The 14,706-nt window shown below is 57.1% G+C and carries 12 protein-coding genes; 4 read left to right on the top strand and 8 right to left on the bottom strand.

The window, feature by feature from the left end:
• Positions 1–37: 37 nt before the first annotated feature.
• From ACRDCA_RS08135 to ACRDCA_RS08115, 5 genes are read right to left on the bottom strand one after another with little or no spacing between them, the layout of a single operon-like run.
• Positions 38–1,174 (bottom strand): glycerate kinase, encoded by a 1,137-nt coding sequence (locus ACRDCA_RS08135; RefSeq protein WP_438689080.1) that lies wholly within the window; start codon positions 1,172–1,174, stop codon positions 38–40.
• Between the two features lie 58 nt (positions 1,175–1,232).
• Positions 1,233–2,117, bottom strand: coding sequence for a 2-hydroxy-3-oxopropionate reductase (gene garR, locus ACRDCA_RS08130; protein ID WP_438689079.1), 885 nt, complete (start codon positions 2,115–2,117; stop codon positions 1,233–1,235).
• Positions 2,114–2,890: a 2-dehydro-3-deoxyglucarate aldolase gene (gene garL, locus ACRDCA_RS08125; protein WP_438689078.1), complete on the bottom strand. Its 777-nt coding sequence runs from the start codon at positions 2,888–2,890 to the stop codon at positions 2,114–2,116. Before garL ends, garR begins: the two co-directional genes overlap by 4 nt.
• A gap of 13 nt (positions 2,891–2,903) precedes the next feature.
• Positions 2,904–4,235 carry a glucarate dehydratase gene (gene gudD / locus ACRDCA_RS08120; RefSeq protein WP_438689077.1) on the bottom strand — a complete coding sequence of 444 codons (1,332 nt, stop codon included), beginning with the start codon at positions 4,233–4,235 and terminating at the stop codon, positions 2,904–2,906.
• 52 nt (positions 4,236–4,287) lie between these two features.
• Entirely contained in the window at positions 4,288–5,643 is a 1,356-nt protein-coding gene (locus ACRDCA_RS08115; RefSeq protein WP_438689076.1) for an MFS transporter, read from the bottom strand.
• A 458-nt stretch (positions 5,644–6,101) separates the two neighbouring features.
• On the opposite strand from ACRDCA_RS08115, the gene garD reads away from it, so the two are divergent.
• Positions 6,102–7,673 (top strand): galactarate dehydratase, encoded by a 1,572-nt coding sequence (garD, locus tag ACRDCA_RS08110; RefSeq protein ID WP_438689075.1) that lies wholly within the window; start codon positions 6,102–6,104, stop codon positions 7,671–7,673.
• A gap of 254 nt (positions 7,674–7,927) precedes the next feature.
• Here garD and ACRDCA_RS08105 read toward each other — a convergent pair whose 3' ends face one another.
• From ACRDCA_RS08105 to dgt, 3 genes are all read right to left on the bottom strand, one after another.
• A complete protein-coding gene (locus ACRDCA_RS08105; RefSeq protein WP_438689074.1) occupies positions 7,928–9,082 on the bottom strand; it encodes a CdaR family transcriptional regulator in 1,155 nt (384 codons plus the stop codon).
• Positions 9,083–9,261: 179 nt separating this feature from the next.
• Positions 9,262–10,668 (bottom strand): serine endoprotease DegP, encoded by a 1,407-nt coding sequence (degP, locus tag ACRDCA_RS08100; protein ID WP_438689073.1) that lies wholly within the window; start codon positions 10,666–10,668, stop codon positions 9,262–9,264.
• A 192-nt stretch (positions 10,669–10,860) separates the two neighbouring features.
• Positions 10,861–12,378 carry a dGTPase gene (gene dgt / locus ACRDCA_RS08095; protein WP_438689072.1) on the bottom strand — a complete coding sequence of 506 codons (1,518 nt, stop codon included), beginning with the start codon at positions 12,376–12,378 and terminating at the stop codon, positions 10,861–10,863.
• A 139-nt stretch (positions 12,379–12,517) separates the two neighbouring features.
• Here dgt and mtnN point away from each other — a divergent pair, with 139 nt between their 5' ends.
• From mtnN to ACRDCA_RS08080, 3 genes are read left to right on the top strand one after another with little or no spacing between them, the layout of a single operon-like run.
• Positions 12,518–13,219: a 5'-methylthioadenosine/S-adenosylhomocysteine nucleosidase gene (mtnN, locus tag ACRDCA_RS08090; protein WP_438689071.1), complete on the top strand. Its 702-nt coding sequence runs from the start codon at positions 12,518–12,520 to the stop codon at positions 13,217–13,219.
• A 1-nt stretch (position 13,220) separates the two neighbouring features.
• A complete protein-coding gene (gene btuF, locus ACRDCA_RS08085) occupies positions 13,221–14,027 on the top strand; it encodes a vitamin B12 ABC transporter substrate-binding protein BtuF (protein ID WP_438689070.1) in 807 nt (268 codons plus the stop codon).
• Positions 14,024–14,638 (top strand): TRIC cation channel family protein, encoded by a 615-nt coding sequence (locus tag ACRDCA_RS08080; protein ID WP_024483478.1) that lies wholly within the window; start codon positions 14,024–14,026, stop codon positions 14,636–14,638. Before btuF ends, ACRDCA_RS08080 begins: the two co-directional genes overlap by 4 nt.
• Positions 14,639–14,706: the final 68 nt, after the last annotated feature.

Genomic DNA, 14,706 nt, shown 5'->3' with positions numbered 1-14,706 from the left:
GTGATGCCCCTTTCTGGTAGGAAAGGGGCAGAGTGATTTAACCTTGGGCCAGCTTGATCACCGCCGCAATATTACGCGCCGTCATCCGCACGTTTTCTGCGGCTTGGGCTAGTGCTTCCTCTAACGTGCAGGGGTGATGCAGCACACTGAACACTGCGTCAATCCCCTGCTGATGCACCACGCTGACGTCTGGGCTCAGGCTACCAGCAATGCCAATCACCGGCTTATTATGACGTTTGGCCACCCTGGCCACGCCGATCGGCACCTTGCCGTTGAGGCTCTGGCTATCGATCCGCCCTTCACCGGTGATCACCAAGGTGGCATCGCGCACCCGTTCGTCCAGCTTCAACGCGTCGGTGACAATCTCAATCCCCTGGCGCAGCTCCGCCTGGCAGAAGGCCAATAGCGCCGCCCCCATACCACCGGCAGCGCCTGCTCCCGCCGCCTGCTCAACCTCGATATCCAGCCAGTATGCGATCATCTGCGCGTAATGACGCAGGGCGCTATCCAACTGAGCCACCATTTGCGTAGTAGCCCCTTTTTGCGGACCAAAAATCGCCGAAGCACCGTGGTTGCCGGTGAGTGGGTTGGTGACATCGCAGCCAATCTCGAATCGGCACTGCCTGATACGCGGGTCTAATCCACTAACGTCAATGCGGGCCAGTTGGGCCAACGCTTCGCCACCAAAACCAAGCTGTTGCTCCTGGCTATCGAGCAACCGGGCACCTAGCGCTTGAACCATCCCCGCACCGCCATCGTTGGTAGCACTGCCGCCAATGCCGATAATGCAGTGCTGTACCCCCTGATCCAGCGCATGACGGATCAATTCCCCGGTGCCGTAGGAAGTAGTTTTGAGCGGGTTACGCCGATGTCTGGGCACCAGTTCCAGGCCACTGGCCGCCGCCATTTCGATAAACGCGCTTTGCCCATCGCCAGACAGCCCGAAAAAAGCCCTCACCTTCTCACCCAACGGCCCGGTGACCTCGACATCAATCATGCGACCAGCGGTAGCGGCAACCATGACCTCCACCGTCCCCTCCCCCCCGTCTGCCATGGGCAGTTTCAGGTAGCTGGCCTGGGGGAATACCTCCTGAAATCCGGCCTCAATGCAGCAGGCCACTTCAAATGCGCTAAGGCTTTCTTTAAACGAGTCTGGCGCAATCACTATTTTCATCGATTATATGCTCCCGAGCGGTAGGGGCCGCGCCCTCCAGCCCCGCAGATATATGCCCTTATCGGGAGACTTCTACCTTGGCTAACTGTTCGTAATAACACGCCAGCGCGCTGTGATCGGCATTGCCCAGACCATCGGCCCGCAGCGCCTGCATCATCTCCATCACCGCAGCGGTCAGCGGTAGTTGCGCCCCCACGCCATGGGAGGTATCCAGCGCGTTAGCCAGATCCTTAATGTGCAAGTCAATACGGAATCCCGGTCTGAAATTGCGATCCATCACCATCGGTGCCTTGGCTTCCAACACCGTACTGCCCGCCAGGCCGCCACGGATCGCCTGGAAAACCAGGTCAGGATTAACGCCAGCCTTGGTGGCCAATACCAGTGCTTCAGACATGGCCGCAATATTCAGCGCCACAATCACCTGGTTCGCCAGCTTGGTGACGTTACCAGCGCCAATATCCCCGGTGTGGACCACCGAACCGGCCATGGTTTTCATCACTTCAAAACAGCGATCGAAGACCTCTTTATCACCGCCCACCATCACCGACAGCGTGGCATCTATAGCTTTAGGTTCACCGCCGCTCACCGGCGCATCGAGCATGGCAATCTGTTTGGCTGCCAGGGCCGCGCTGATTTCACGACTGGCCAGTGGCGCAATAGAACTCATGTCGATCAGTACGCTACCCGCTTTGGCTCCCTCAATCAGGCCATTTTCGCCTAGCGCCACTTCCCGCACCTGCGGTGAGTTAGGCAGCATGGTGATCACGATATCGCTCAGTGCGGCCACCGCCTTTGGCGTGGCGGCAACCTCGGCCCCCAGCGCGGCCAGCTCCGCCACAGCTGCGGCATTGCGATCCATCACCACCAGTGAATAGCCCGCTTGCAGCAGGTTTTTGCTCATGGGTTTACCCATGATCCCTAAACCAATAAAGCCGATTTTCATTTTACATCCCTCTGTTTAAACCGATCGCACAAGGCCTGTGTGGCCGTGCGGAATACGCCAAGATCGCTGCCGACGGCCACGAACCTGGCTCCCCATTCCAGATAACGACGAGCATCCGCCTCCGCCGGGGCCAGGATGCCGCTGGCTTTGCCGTGCGCACTGGCCCGCTGGAAGATATGGCGGATCACCGCTTGCACCTCTGGGTGGTTGGGCTGGCCGAGATAACCCAGCGCGGCGGAAAGATCCCCCGGCCCGACAAAGATCCCATCGACCCCCTCTACGCCAGCGATCGCGTCCAGGTTATCGACCCCCTGCTGGCTTTCGATCTGCACCAGCACCGCAATCTGCTCGTTGATCTGGGCGAAATAGTCCGGCACGGTGCCATAACCGTTGCTGCGGTGCGAAACGGAGACACCACGGATCCCCGCCGGAGGATAACGCGTTGACGCTACCGCCTGCTGTGCCTGCTCGGCACTTTCCACAAACGGGATCAGCACGTTGGAGAAACCGATATCCAGCAGGCGCTTGATGATCACCGGTTCGTTGCACGGCGGCCGTACCACCGCGGCACTGGGGCTTCCCTTCAACGCCATCAGCTGCGGCACAAAAGTGCCAATATCATTCGGCGCATGTTCGCCATCCAGCACCAGCCAGTCGAAACCGGCCAACCCCAGGACTTCGGTGGAGATCGGGTTGGCAAGCGCAGACCAGCAGCCGATCAGGGTTTCCCCTGCCAGCAGCGACTGGCGGAAAGGGTTATGACAGCTCTTCATGATGTTTCCTCTGTTAGCGCACCAGGCACGGGCGTTTGTTATCAAAGATCCAACCCGGGATCAGGTACTGCATGCCCTGCGCATCGTCGCGTGCGCCCAGCCCATGTTTCTTGTACAGCTCATGGCCCTGCATCAGCCGATCCCAATCCAGCTCGATCCCCAGCCCTGGCCGTTGCGGCACCTGCACGCGGCCACCGACGATCTGCAACGGATCCCGCGTCAGCCGCTGGTTGCCCTCCTGCCAGATCCAGTGCGTGTCGATCGCGGCAATGTTGCCCGGTGCTGCTGCCGCCACGTGAGTGAACATCGCCAGCGAGATATCGAAGTGGTTATTGGAGTGTGAACCCCAGGTCAGGCCGAACTCATGGCACATCTGGGCAACGCGTACCGATCCCTGCATGGTCCAGAAATGCGGATCGGCCAACGGGATATCCACCGATTGCAGCTGTAACGTATGCCCCATCTGCCGCCAGTCGGTGGCGATCATATTGGTCGCGGTTGGCAGGCCGGTAGCACGGCGGAACTCCGCCATCACTTCCCGGCCAGAGAAGCCCTGCTCGGCACCGCAAGGATCTTCGGCATAGGCCAGCACGTTACGCAGTTGCTTACCCAGCACGATCGCCTCCTTCAGCGACCAGGCTCCGTTGGGATCGAGCGTAATGCGCGCCTGAGGAAAACGCTGCGCCAGCGCCGTAACGGCCTCGGCCTCTTCACTACCTGCCAATACGCCTCCCTTTAGCTTGAAATCGTTGAAGCCATACTGGTCAAACGCTGCCTCCGCCAGACGTACAATGCTTTGCGGCGTCAGCGCTTCCTCGTGGCGCAGGCGATACCAGTCGCAGGCATCATCCGGCTGGCTTTGGTAAGGCAGCGGCGTTTTGTTGCGATCGCCGACATAAAACAGATAGCCAAGCATTTCCACCGAGTCACGCTGCTGCCCATCACCCAGCAGGGCTGCCACCGGCACCTCGAGAAATTGCCCGAGCAGATCCAACATCGCCGCTTCAATGCCGGTCACCACATGGATAGTGGTACGCAAATCGAAAGTCTGTAACCCGCGCCCGGTAGCGTCACGATCGGCAAAGCGTTCACGCACGCTGTTCATCACGTTTTTGTATTCGCCCAGGGTTTTGCCCACGACCAGGGATTGCGCCTCCTCCAGGGTTTGGCGGATTTTCTCGCCCCCTGGGATCTCCCCCAGCCCGGTGTTACCGGCGTTATCCTGCAAGATCACGATATTGCGGGTGAAAAAGGGGGCATGAGCGCCGCTGAGATTGAGCAGCATGCTGTCGTAGCCGGCCACCGGTACAACCTGCATGGTGGTAATTTTTGGTGCTGTAGTCATAACAATGTCCTCAGAAAGGTAGGTTCCGTAGCCAAGTGCTGACCGTTTACGGCTATTGCGGCCGCTTCACCATCGGTTGCAACTCGATGCGCTTGATGTCACCTACGATGAACAGATAGCTGGCCACCGCCAGCAGGGCATGGATCCCGACGTAGACCAGCGCGCCGTTAAACGATCCGGTGGAGCCAATGATGTAGCCGATAGCGATCGGCGTGACGATGCCCGAGATATTGCCGAACATATTGAACAGGCCGCCGCTCAGGCCGCTGATTTCTTTGGGAGCGGTATCCGCCATCACGGCCCAGCCCAACGCCCCCAGCCCCTTGCCGAAGAACGCGGCGGCCATGATGCCGACCACCATCCACTCGGTTTCGACGTAGTTGCAGAAAATCATCGACATCGACAACAGCATGCCCAGCACGATCGGTGTTTTACGGGCGAAGGTCAGCGACTGGGTGCGGCGCATCAGGTAATCGGAAATCACGCCGCCGAGCACCCCGCCAATAAAGCCGCAAATGGCCGGAACCGAGGCGACAAAGCCGGCTTTGAGGATCGACATGCCGCGCGCCTGCACCAGATACACCGGGAACCAGGTGATAAAGAAATAGGTCATCGCGTTGATGCAGTACTGGCCGATATACACGCCAATCATCATGCGTGATTGCAGCAGCTGCTTGATCTGGAACCACTTCTCGCCTTTGACCTTCACCGACGTAGCCTGATGCTGATCCATATTGATCAAGGCACCGCCGGCTTCGATATAGTCCAGCTCGGCCTGGTTGATGCTGGGGTGATCTTTGGGATCGTGCAGCACCTTGAGCCAGATAAAGCTCAGGATGATGCCCAGCCCGCCCATAAAGAAGAACACGTGCGACCAGCCCACGGCATGTGTCAGCCAGCCCATGATCGGTGCGAAGATCACCGTGGCAAAGTATTGGGCCGAGTTGAAGATCGATACCGCCGTACCACGCTCATGGGCAGGGAACCAGGCGGCCACAATCCGGCTGTTACCGGGGAATGACGGGGCTTCTGCCAGGCCGACCAGGAAACGCAGAGCGAACAGCGCAGCCACGATGCCAAAGCCGCTGAAGATATCCACGAAGCCTTGCAGCAAGGTAAATAACGACCAAATAAAGATGCTCCAGAAATAGACCCGCTTGGAGCCGAAGCGATCCAGTAACCAGCCGCCGGGGATCTGGCCAATCACATAGGCCCAGGAAAACGCCGAAAAGATATAGCCCATTCCGACCGGATCGAGGCCAATATCCTGCGCCATGGCGGTACCGGCGATGGAAAGCGTGGCCCGGTCGCCATAGTTGAATGAGGTGACAATAAACAGCATTACCACGATCCAGTAACGCTTATTGGTTCGTTTTATTGCACTGTTGGCAGTGCTAATAGTAGACATGGTGCTCTCCTGAACTCTATAGCCGGAGCTATATTCATCATCCTGAACCGCCGATATAAATATCTCAGAACGAAAGGTTTAAATTTAATTGCGGCCTTTTTTGAGCAGTTCGATTAATACGGCACTGGCAATCTTTAAACGCATTAACGCTTGGTGGAATAAAAGTATAGGGAACGGCAAGCGCCGAAACATCGTGCAAATAACCCAATAACGCCGTGAATATGGCGCCAGGTTTATGGCGGATGCCCAACCGTGCGCGGACTGGCTCACGGATCCAGACGCAGCGTGAGCCACATCACAGCGGGTTAGCACAATGCCAAAGAAAGGCGGCAACAAACGGCAAAATCTAGGTCATTTGCATAATGTCCGTCCCGCTAGCCAATGTTATGCTTTTCGCTGAGCTGAACTTTCGATTATTACCCACGGCGTACACAAGTTAGGGTGCGTGAGGTTTCACTATGTCCGAATATGCAGTTAGCAATAACCAAGAATTACCGCGCTATATTCAGGTTCATCGACAAGATAACGTCGCCATTGTCGTTAATGACCATGGACTGCCTACAGGAGCACTATTTCCCTGCGGTCTGACATTATTGGAGTCTATTCCTCAGGGACATAAAGTTGCGCTACAAGATATTCCGCAAGGTGGCAACATTTTGCGCTATGGCGAAGTGATTGGCTTTGCTGCGCGAGCTATCCGCCGTGGCAGTTGGATTGATGAATCACTGGTGCTACTTCCTCCGGCCCCCGAGTTGGCTAGCCTGCCGCTAGCCAATAATGTGCCCCAGACATTACCGCCTTTGGAAGGGTATACCTTTGAAGGCTACCGCAATGCCGATGGCAGCGTGGGCAGCAAGAACCTGCTGGCTATCACCACCAGCGTGCACTGCGTGGCCGGTGTGGTGGATTATGTGGTGAAAATCATTGAGCGCGACCTGCTGGCGAAGTATCCCAACGTCGATGGCGTGGTCGGTCTGAACCATCTCTATGGCTGCGGAGTCGCTATCAACGCCCCTGCTGCGGTGGTGCCCATCCGTACCCTGCATAATCTGGCGCTCAACCCGAACTTTGGCGGCGAAGTGATGGTGGTAGGGCTCGGCTGTGAGAAGTTGCAACCGGAACGCCTGCTGCAGGGAACCCCAGATGTACAACCCATTGCGCTGGATGACAGCCGGATTGTGCGCCTGCAAGATGAGAAGCACGTCGGCTTTCAAGCCATGGTAGCCGAGATCCTGGCCGTCGCAGAACAGCACCTGCAACGCCTGAACCGCCGCCAGCGGGAAACCGTACCGGCCTCGGAACTGGTGGTGGGAATGCAATGTGGTGGAAGCGATGCCTTTTCCGGGGTGACGGCCAATCCGGCGGTGGGTTTTGCCTCCGACCTGCTGGTACGCTGCGGGGCTACCGTGATGTTCTCAGAAGTCACCGAAGTGCGTGATGCTATCCACCTGTTAACCCCACGGGTCGCGGACAAACAGGTTGGCAAGCGCTTACTGGAGGAGATGGCCTGGTATGACGATTACCTCAATCAAGGGCAAACCGATCGTAGCGCCAACCCTTCACCGGGTAACAAGAAAGGCGGTTTGGCCAACGTGGTGGAGAAGGCTTTAGGCTCGATCGCCAAATCGGGCAGCAGCGCGATTGTCGAAGTGCTGTCACCCGGCCAGCGCCCCAGCAAGCGTGGGCTGATTTATGCCGCCACTCCTGCCAGCGACTTTGTTTGCGGCACCCAGCAGTTGGCTTCCGGTATGACGGTGCAAGTGTTCACTACCGGCCGGGGAACGCCTTACGGCCTGATTGCCGTGCCGGTGATCAAAATGGCGACGCGCAGTGCGCTGGCCGAACGCTGGCACGATCTGATCGACATCAACGCCGGAACTATCGCCACCGGCGAAGCGACCATTGAGCAGGTCGGTTGGCAATTGTTCGAACTGATCCTGGATATCGCCAGCGGACGTAAGCAAACCTGGTCGGATCAATGGGGTTTGTTCAATGCGCTGGCGGTGTTTAATCCTGCGCCTGTGACTTGAGTGCAATGCCCCTCACCCTAACCCACAGGGAGAGCGAACCGAACGTGCCACTATTTAATTTCCTAGCTAGACCTCGACTCCGTTTTGCTGGGGTTTAAATCCCGCGAAATCTGAAGCTTGAGGCTGGTGGAAGTCATGCAGGTTAGCCGACCGTTGAGCGCACGGATGCGCGATTGCGAGCCCCCTGGGACGGGTTCACAGCGTGTCGGCGTTCTGCATGACTCCCGCCAGCAGCACTATTGCGTACAGCCGGGCTAGTCTTCATCAAGCTGCAACCCTACATACAACAATAGGCGTGCATCGAAATTGGCCAGGTTCAAGCCGGTGAGTTCGGAAATGCGGTTGAGACGATATTCCAGCGTATTGCGGTGAATATACAGCGCTTTGGCGGTCGCGGTAGGCTGTACGTTATTGAGAAACCAGGCGTTTAAGGTTCGCAGCAACAAGCCATTCCCATCCATGGCTTTCAAACGCTCCAACGGCCGCGCCAGCTCATCCGCCTGCCAACCGCTACGCAGGCTGCCCAGCAACACCGGCAGCATCAGATCCTGATAATAATAGGCCCAGCGCTCGGGCATACGCTGCTTGCCAACGGCCATAGTGGTACGTGCAGTGCGGTAGGAACGCACCAAACTGCCAGGGCCAATGAAATAGTTACCGAGGGCAATGCGCACGCGCAAACGGCTACTTTCATTGATCCGCACCAGCAGATTCTCCACTCGCCGCCGGTGAGCCTCGGCATCCCAACGCCCATGGTGATTCAACGCCGGTTTAAGCACCACCATTTCGCTAAGGGAAACAATGGCGATCAGGTTGTCACGTTCCGGCAGCGTCAGCAGTTCCTGTAACTGCTGTAATTCGGCCATCGCACTATCGACCCCCAACTGGCCGCTATCCACCTCCACGACCGCCGCGACGCGAGGTTGATTGGGATCTATCCCCAGACGATGCGCCCATTCCATCAAGGCCGGTGACAGCTCCTCCGTGCGGATCAGGTTCAGAACAAACTCTTCACGAAAGCGGCTGTCCTGCGCCAACAGGCTTAACAAACGCGCCTGCTCCAACATCATTTCAGCCGTCATGCAGACCAGTTCACCAAACTGCCGTAGCTGCACCGGATCGCCCGTCAGGCCGATGACCCCAACGATATTACCGTCAACGTGCAAAGGCAGATTGATGCCGGGCCGAACGCCGTGCAAATGACGGGCAACGGCATCGTCGATAGCGACCACTCTGGCCTGTGACAGCACCAGTAACGCCCCTTCATGCAGCTCCCCCAGACGCTCTGGATCGCCACTGCCAATAATCCGCCCCCGGTTATCCATTACGTTGATATTGCTATCAATAATTTTCATGGTGCGAGCGACAATTTCCCTGGCTAGCTTGGCATCAAGGTGATATTCCGCCATTGCATCTTGCCCCCGTCGGATGATAAACCAACGTTCAGCATACCGACGCGCTTTCCCGCACACATTGTGCAGATGCCCAAATGCATTTTGGCCAGCGACGAGTTGTGCTCAAACTCACAGTTTGCCACCATAAAAAAAAGGCACGCCGAAGCGTGCCCTTGTGCGATCGCGGGAGCGAATCACTGCATCAGCAGATACAGCGTCGCATCACCACGTTGGATGTTCAGCGCCAACACCGAAGGCTTGCTGTCGAGCACTTTCCGCAGCTCGCCCAGGTTATTGATCGGCTGTTGGTTCACACCCATGATCACGTCGCCTTTTTTCAGCCCGATGCGTGCCGCAGCGCTGCCAGGTTTCACCTTCTCAACCTTCACGCCTTTCACTTTGTCGGTGCTGTTGCTCAGCTCTGCGCCTTCAATACCGGCGTAAATATTGCTGGAATCAACCTGATCCTGGCTGCTTTGCTCAAGCGTAACGTCAATGGTCACCGGCTTACCATCACGGATGATGCCCAGCGCCATCTTGGTGCCGACAGGCAGGGTACCAATCTCGGCACGGAACGACGCAAAGCTGGAGATGGCTTTCCCGTTCATGGTGACAATCACGTCACCGGCCTTGATACCGGCCTTGGCGGCAGAAGACTTCGGCATCACCTGGCTGACGAACGCGCCCCGCTGGGCGTCAACCTTCATCGCCTGCGCCAGTTCAGAGTTCAGTTCGGTGCCCATAATGCCCAGCTCACCACGTTTCACCTGGCCGAATTCCACCATTTGCGACGTCAGGTTTTTCACCATGTTGCTTGGAATGGCGAAACCGATACCGATGTTGCCGCCGTCCGGTGCCAGGATCGCGGTGTTAATACCGATCAGCTCACCGTTCAGGTTTACCAATGCGCCGCCGGAGTTACCCCGGTTGATCGCCGCATCGGTCTGGATAAAGTTTTCGTAGTTTTCAATGTTCAGGCCGCTGCGCCCCAGAGCAGAAACGATCCCGGAGGTCACGGTTTCACCCAGGCCATACGGGTTACCGATCGCAACGGTGTAATCACCCACGCGCAGCTGCTCGGAATCGGCCATTTTGATTGCCGTCAGGTTTTTGCCGTCTTTCAGCTGGATCAACGCGATATCAGAACGCGGATCCTTGCCAATCACCTTGGCTTCAAAGCGACGACCATCGCTGAGCTGTACCGTGATCTTGCTGGCATTGTCTACCACGTGGTTGTTGGTCACCACGTAGCCTTTAGCCGCATCGATGATGACGCCAGAACCCAGGGCTTTAAAGGCTTCCTGGGTGGTTGGGCCACCCGGCACACCACCTTGGCACATTGGGGAACCCTGGAAAGGTGAACCATCCTGGCAGAACGGTGACATTTGCTGCACCGTTTTCGCATCTACCGCGGCGCTACCTTCCACGTTGATACTGACCACCGAAGGCATCACTTTTTCCAACATCGGCGCCAGGCTCGGCATCGGTTGGGCAGTCGTGGAGGCCGAAGCCGTTTCTGCGGCATTGGCGGTAGTTACCGGACCCATTGCCAAACTAATACTCAAAGCCAGTGCGCTTAAAACCAGTGCTGTTTTCTTCATCTGTGTGTCTCTTAAAAATCGTTCAAAAGGAATACCGGGTCTTGGTGCTTAGTAAGAGCCTGCAGAGAAGCCGAAGTTCCCATTGCGCTGCCCGGTAATAGTAAACAAATATTGTCGGTCTTTACAAAACTCGAAATAATGTTCCAGCTTAAGATTTATCTTGGAAAAATAAGCTACTGTCTGGCGCGTAAATTATTCCGCTGCCATCAAACGCCGATATTCATCATAGGCATATAGATCGGTCATGCCACTGATATAATCCTGTAACAGCCGCGCACGGAAATAATATTCCCGGATCGCCTGCTGTTCGGCAGAAAGATGCTGCAAGCCCTCTACCGCCTCAACATAGGCCAGGCGGTGTTTGGTAGAGAGTTTGTGAAACAGCCGCGTTTCAATCGGGAACGCACGGTGGCTGTCTTCCCGCACCAACTGGCTGAAGTCCGCCAGTGGCATGGCCAGCAACGGGCTGTAGATATCCAGCAATCCGTTAATCACCCGGTACCCCTGTAGTTCCAACTGCTCCACTTCCGGGTGGTTGAATACGTGCTTGAACGCCACGTTCTTGAAGATATCGAGCAGGCGACAAGCCGGGCTGGCATCCTCCAGCAGCGCACCGTTAAAGTGACCGTGATACACCGCATCCAGATTATCGATAAATCGCTGGGCCGCATGGGGAACCAGCTTGCCGACGGTAAAGACCCGCAGATACATAAAGAACTGATCTTCCGAACTACGCCGCGCCCCGCTACGCTCGATTTTACGAAACGCGCTGGCAACGGTCTTGTCAAACAGATCCCCCGGAACAACTTCGCCCCATTCCTGGGTTAAATGCTGATAGAGCTGCTCCACGGTAAAGATGTTCTTTTCTACCGCGTCTTCCAGATCGGCCACGCAGTAAGAAATATCATCGGCGGCCTCCATAATATAGGTGAGAGGGAAACGATCGAACTCTCCCATATGCAATTCACGCCGCAGGCGATCGACAAAAGCTTCTTCCGCCAGGTAAAAGCCCGGCTTCTTCATCAGATAGCTGTGACTGGCGGGAATATCGCTCGCCCAATAGGCCGGACGGGTGTATTTCAGGATGCAGCCCACCTGCGCATAGGTCAGATTCAATTTCAACAGCGTGTAGACCAGGCGGATCGCCTGAGCATTGCCCTCAAAATGGCAGAGATCGTGGCGAATACGGCTGCGTAGCCGGTTAAGATCGCTCTCTCCTTCATGCAGGTGCAACACCTCCACCTGACAGCGGTCGTGGCTACCCGGCTCGCTGCCACAGCTGGCCGGATCGAGCCGCTGGCGGAACCAGTCGTTGATGGCCGACTCGCCGAAATGGCCAAACGGCGGATTGCCAATGTCGTGCATCAGGCAGGCCATCTCGACAATGCTTTCGAAAGGATCGAGCAGCTTGCTCAAGCCGAGCACATCAATGCGCTTTTCCTGTTTGAAGCGGTTGAGGATCTCTTTGGCAATATGCCGCCCCACCTGCTGCACTTCCATCGAGTGGGTCAGGCGGCTACGCACCGCCGCGTTGCGCTCCAGCGGAAACACCTGTGTTTTCTGCTGTAAACGGCGGATCGCCGCAGAATTGACGATGCGCCCGCGGTCGCTCTCAAACTGGCGAATGATGTCGTACTCTTCTTCAGCTTCTATTGGCTTGCTAAATGGCCGCTGGAAGCTGATCTTCTGCTTAAAGTCGATCCCGGACATCTGTTTCTCCCCCCCGTTGCGCAGTGCTTCCGTGATAACAATTCCCGGCGGCGGATGCAACGGTATTGCGGATTATCTCTCTCTGAGAGCCATGATAGACTATGGCGCAATTTCCATACCCTATCAGCGAGTGTTATTTATGAAAGTAGGCATCATCGGCGCAATGGAACAAGAAGTCACCCTGCTGCGCGAGCAAATTGTGAACCGCCAGACCGTTCAACGCGCGGGTTGTGAAATCTACACCGGCCAAATCAACGGCATGGAAGTGGCCTTGCTCAAGTCAGGCATCGGTAAAGTGGCCGCAGCGCTGGGTACCACCCTGCTGCTGGAACAGTGCCAGCCCGACGTGGTGATCAATACCGGTTCCGCCGGTGGCCTGGCCGCTACGCTGAAAGTGGGCGATATCGTGGTCTCTGAAGAAGTCCGCTACCATGACGCCGACGTGACCGCCTTTGGCTATGAACCAGGCCAGATGGCCGGTTGTCCGCCAGCGTTCGTTGCTAATCCTGCGTTGATTGCACTGGCCGAAAACTGCATCAAACAGCTTGAGCTGAACGCGGTGCGCGGCCTGATTTGCAGCGGTGACGCTTTCATCAACGGTGCCGAGCCACTGGCCCGCATCCGCAATACCTTCCCAACCGTGGCTGCGGTTGAAATGGAAGCCGCCGCCATTGGCCACGTTTGCCATCTGTTCGGTACGCCATTCGTGGTAGTACGCGCGATTTCCGACGTGGCCGACAGTGAATCCCATATGAGCTTCGACGAGTTCCTGGTGGTAGCCGCCAAGCAGTCCTCGATGATGGTTAACGCCATGCTGCAAACCCTGGCCAAGCGCGGTTAATGTGAAGCCGCGTCTGTGCGCCCTGCTGAGCTGGCTGATCCTGTGGATGGTGCTGCCCGCCAGCGCCGCCCAACGGGTGATCAGCCTGGCTCCCAGCACCACGGAGCTTGCCTATGCGGCCGGCATGGGGGATACCCTGCTGGCCGTCAGCGCCTACTCCAATTACCCACCTGCCGCCCAAAAACTGGAACAGGTCGCCTCCTGGCAAGGGATCAACCTGGAGCGGATCCTGGCGTTAAAACCCGATCTGGTGCTGGCCTGGCGTGGCGGTAATCCCCAGCGGGTGTTAGATCAGCTTGCTTCCTTTGGCATTCCGATTTTCTACGCGGATGCCAAGAATATTGACGAGATCGCCCAGTCGCTGGACGAGTTAGCGCAGTACAGCCCTCATCCCGAACAGGCACATCAGGCCGCAGCCCAGCTTCGTCAACAAGTCGAGGAGCTGAAAACGCACTATGCCAGCAACTCGCCAAGGCCAGTGCTGCTGCAATTTGGCACTCAGCCACTGTTCACCAGTTCGGCCGCCACGTTGCAAAGCCAGGTTCTGAGCTTATGTGGCGCAGAAAATATTTTTGCCGATAGCCCTGTTCCCTGGCCGCAGGTGAGCCGTGAACAGGTGCTGGTGCGTAAACCGCAGGCTATCGTGATCGGCGGCAGCACCCAGCAGATCGCCAATGTAAAAGCCTTCTGGGGGCCACAGCTGGACGTGCCGGTGATCGCCCTTGAGGAAGATTGGTTTAACCGCGCCGGGCCACGCATCATGCTGGCGGCGCAATCACTATGCAGTCAATTGGCGGAGATCCATTGATGGTATTTTGGCTGGATATTCTTGGTACTGCGGTATTTGCCATTTCCGGTGTGTTACTGGCGGGCAAATTACGGATGGATCCCTTTGGCGTATTGGTACTGGGGGTAGTGACCGCAGTCGGTGGCGGGACGATCCGTGATATGGCGCTCGCCAACGGCCCGGTATTCTGGGTCAAGGATCCCACCGATCTGGTGGTAGCGATGATCACCTGCGTGCTCACGCTGCTGCTGGTGCGCCAGCCACGCCGATTGCCGAAATGGATCCTGCCGGTGCTGGATGCCATCGGGCTGGCGGTGTTTGTGGGGATCGGCGTCAATAAGGCGTTCGCCGCTGGCAGCGGGCCGCTGGTGGCGGTCTGTATGGGCGTCATTACCGGCGTCGGCGGCGGGATCATCCGCGACGTATTGGCCCGAGAGATCCCGATGATCCTGCGAACCGAAGTCTACGCCACCGCCTGCATCGTCGGCGGAACGGTACACGTCACGGCGTTCTACACCTTCGGTATGCCGTTACAGCATGCCATGATGCTGGGCATGATCATCACGCTGGGCATCCGCCTGGCCGCCATTCGTTGGCACCTGAAGCTCCCCGCCTTTATCCTCGAACAGTAATTCTGGTCTCCGCCAGCTTCGGCGGAGGCTCACCTATAAAACAGTATATTCGACTATTATATAGCCAT

It is taken from the genome of Serratia sp. (in: enterobacteria) (assembly GCF_051654945.1).
Classification (GTDB): domain Bacteria; phylum Pseudomonadota; class Gammaproteobacteria; order Enterobacterales; family Enterobacteriaceae; genus Chania.
This window is presented reverse-complemented; position numbering and strand designations above follow the sequence as displayed.

Coding starts and splice junctions, on each gene's coding strand:
- ACRDCA_RS08135 (WP_438689080.1), bottom strand. CDS start 1,174: ATGAAAATAGTGATTGCGCCAGACTCGTTTAAAGAAAGCCTTAGCGCA.
- garR (WP_438689079.1), bottom strand. CDS start 2,117: ATGAAAATCGGCTTTATTGGTTTAGGGATCATGGGTAAACCCATGAGC.
- garL (WP_438689078.1), bottom strand. CDS start 2,890: ATGAAGAGCTGTCATAACCCTTTCCGCCAGTCGCTGCTGGCAGGGGAA.
- gudD (WP_438689077.1), bottom strand. CDS start 4,235: ATGACTACAGCACCAAAAATTACCACCATGCAGGTTGTACCGGTGGCC.
- ACRDCA_RS08115 (WP_438689076.1), bottom strand. CDS start 5,643: ATGTCTACTATTAGCACTGCCAACAGTGCAATAAAACGAACCAATAAG.
- garD (WP_438689075.1), top strand. CDS start 6,102: ATGTCCGAATATGCAGTTAGCAATAACCAAGAATTACCGCGCTATATT.
- ACRDCA_RS08105 (WP_438689074.1), bottom strand. CDS start 9,082: ATGGCGGAATATCACCTTGATGCCAAGCTAGCCAGGGAAATTGTCGCT.
- degP (WP_438689073.1), bottom strand. CDS start 10,668: ATGAAGAAAACAGCACTGGTTTTAAGCGCACTGGCTTTGAGTATTAGT.
- dgt (WP_438689072.1), bottom strand. CDS start 12,378: ATGTCCGGGATCGACTTTAAGCAGAAGATCAGCTTCCAGCGGCCATTT.
- mtnN (WP_438689071.1), top strand. CDS start 12,518: ATGAAAGTAGGCATCATCGGCGCAATGGAACAAGAAGTCACCCTGCTG.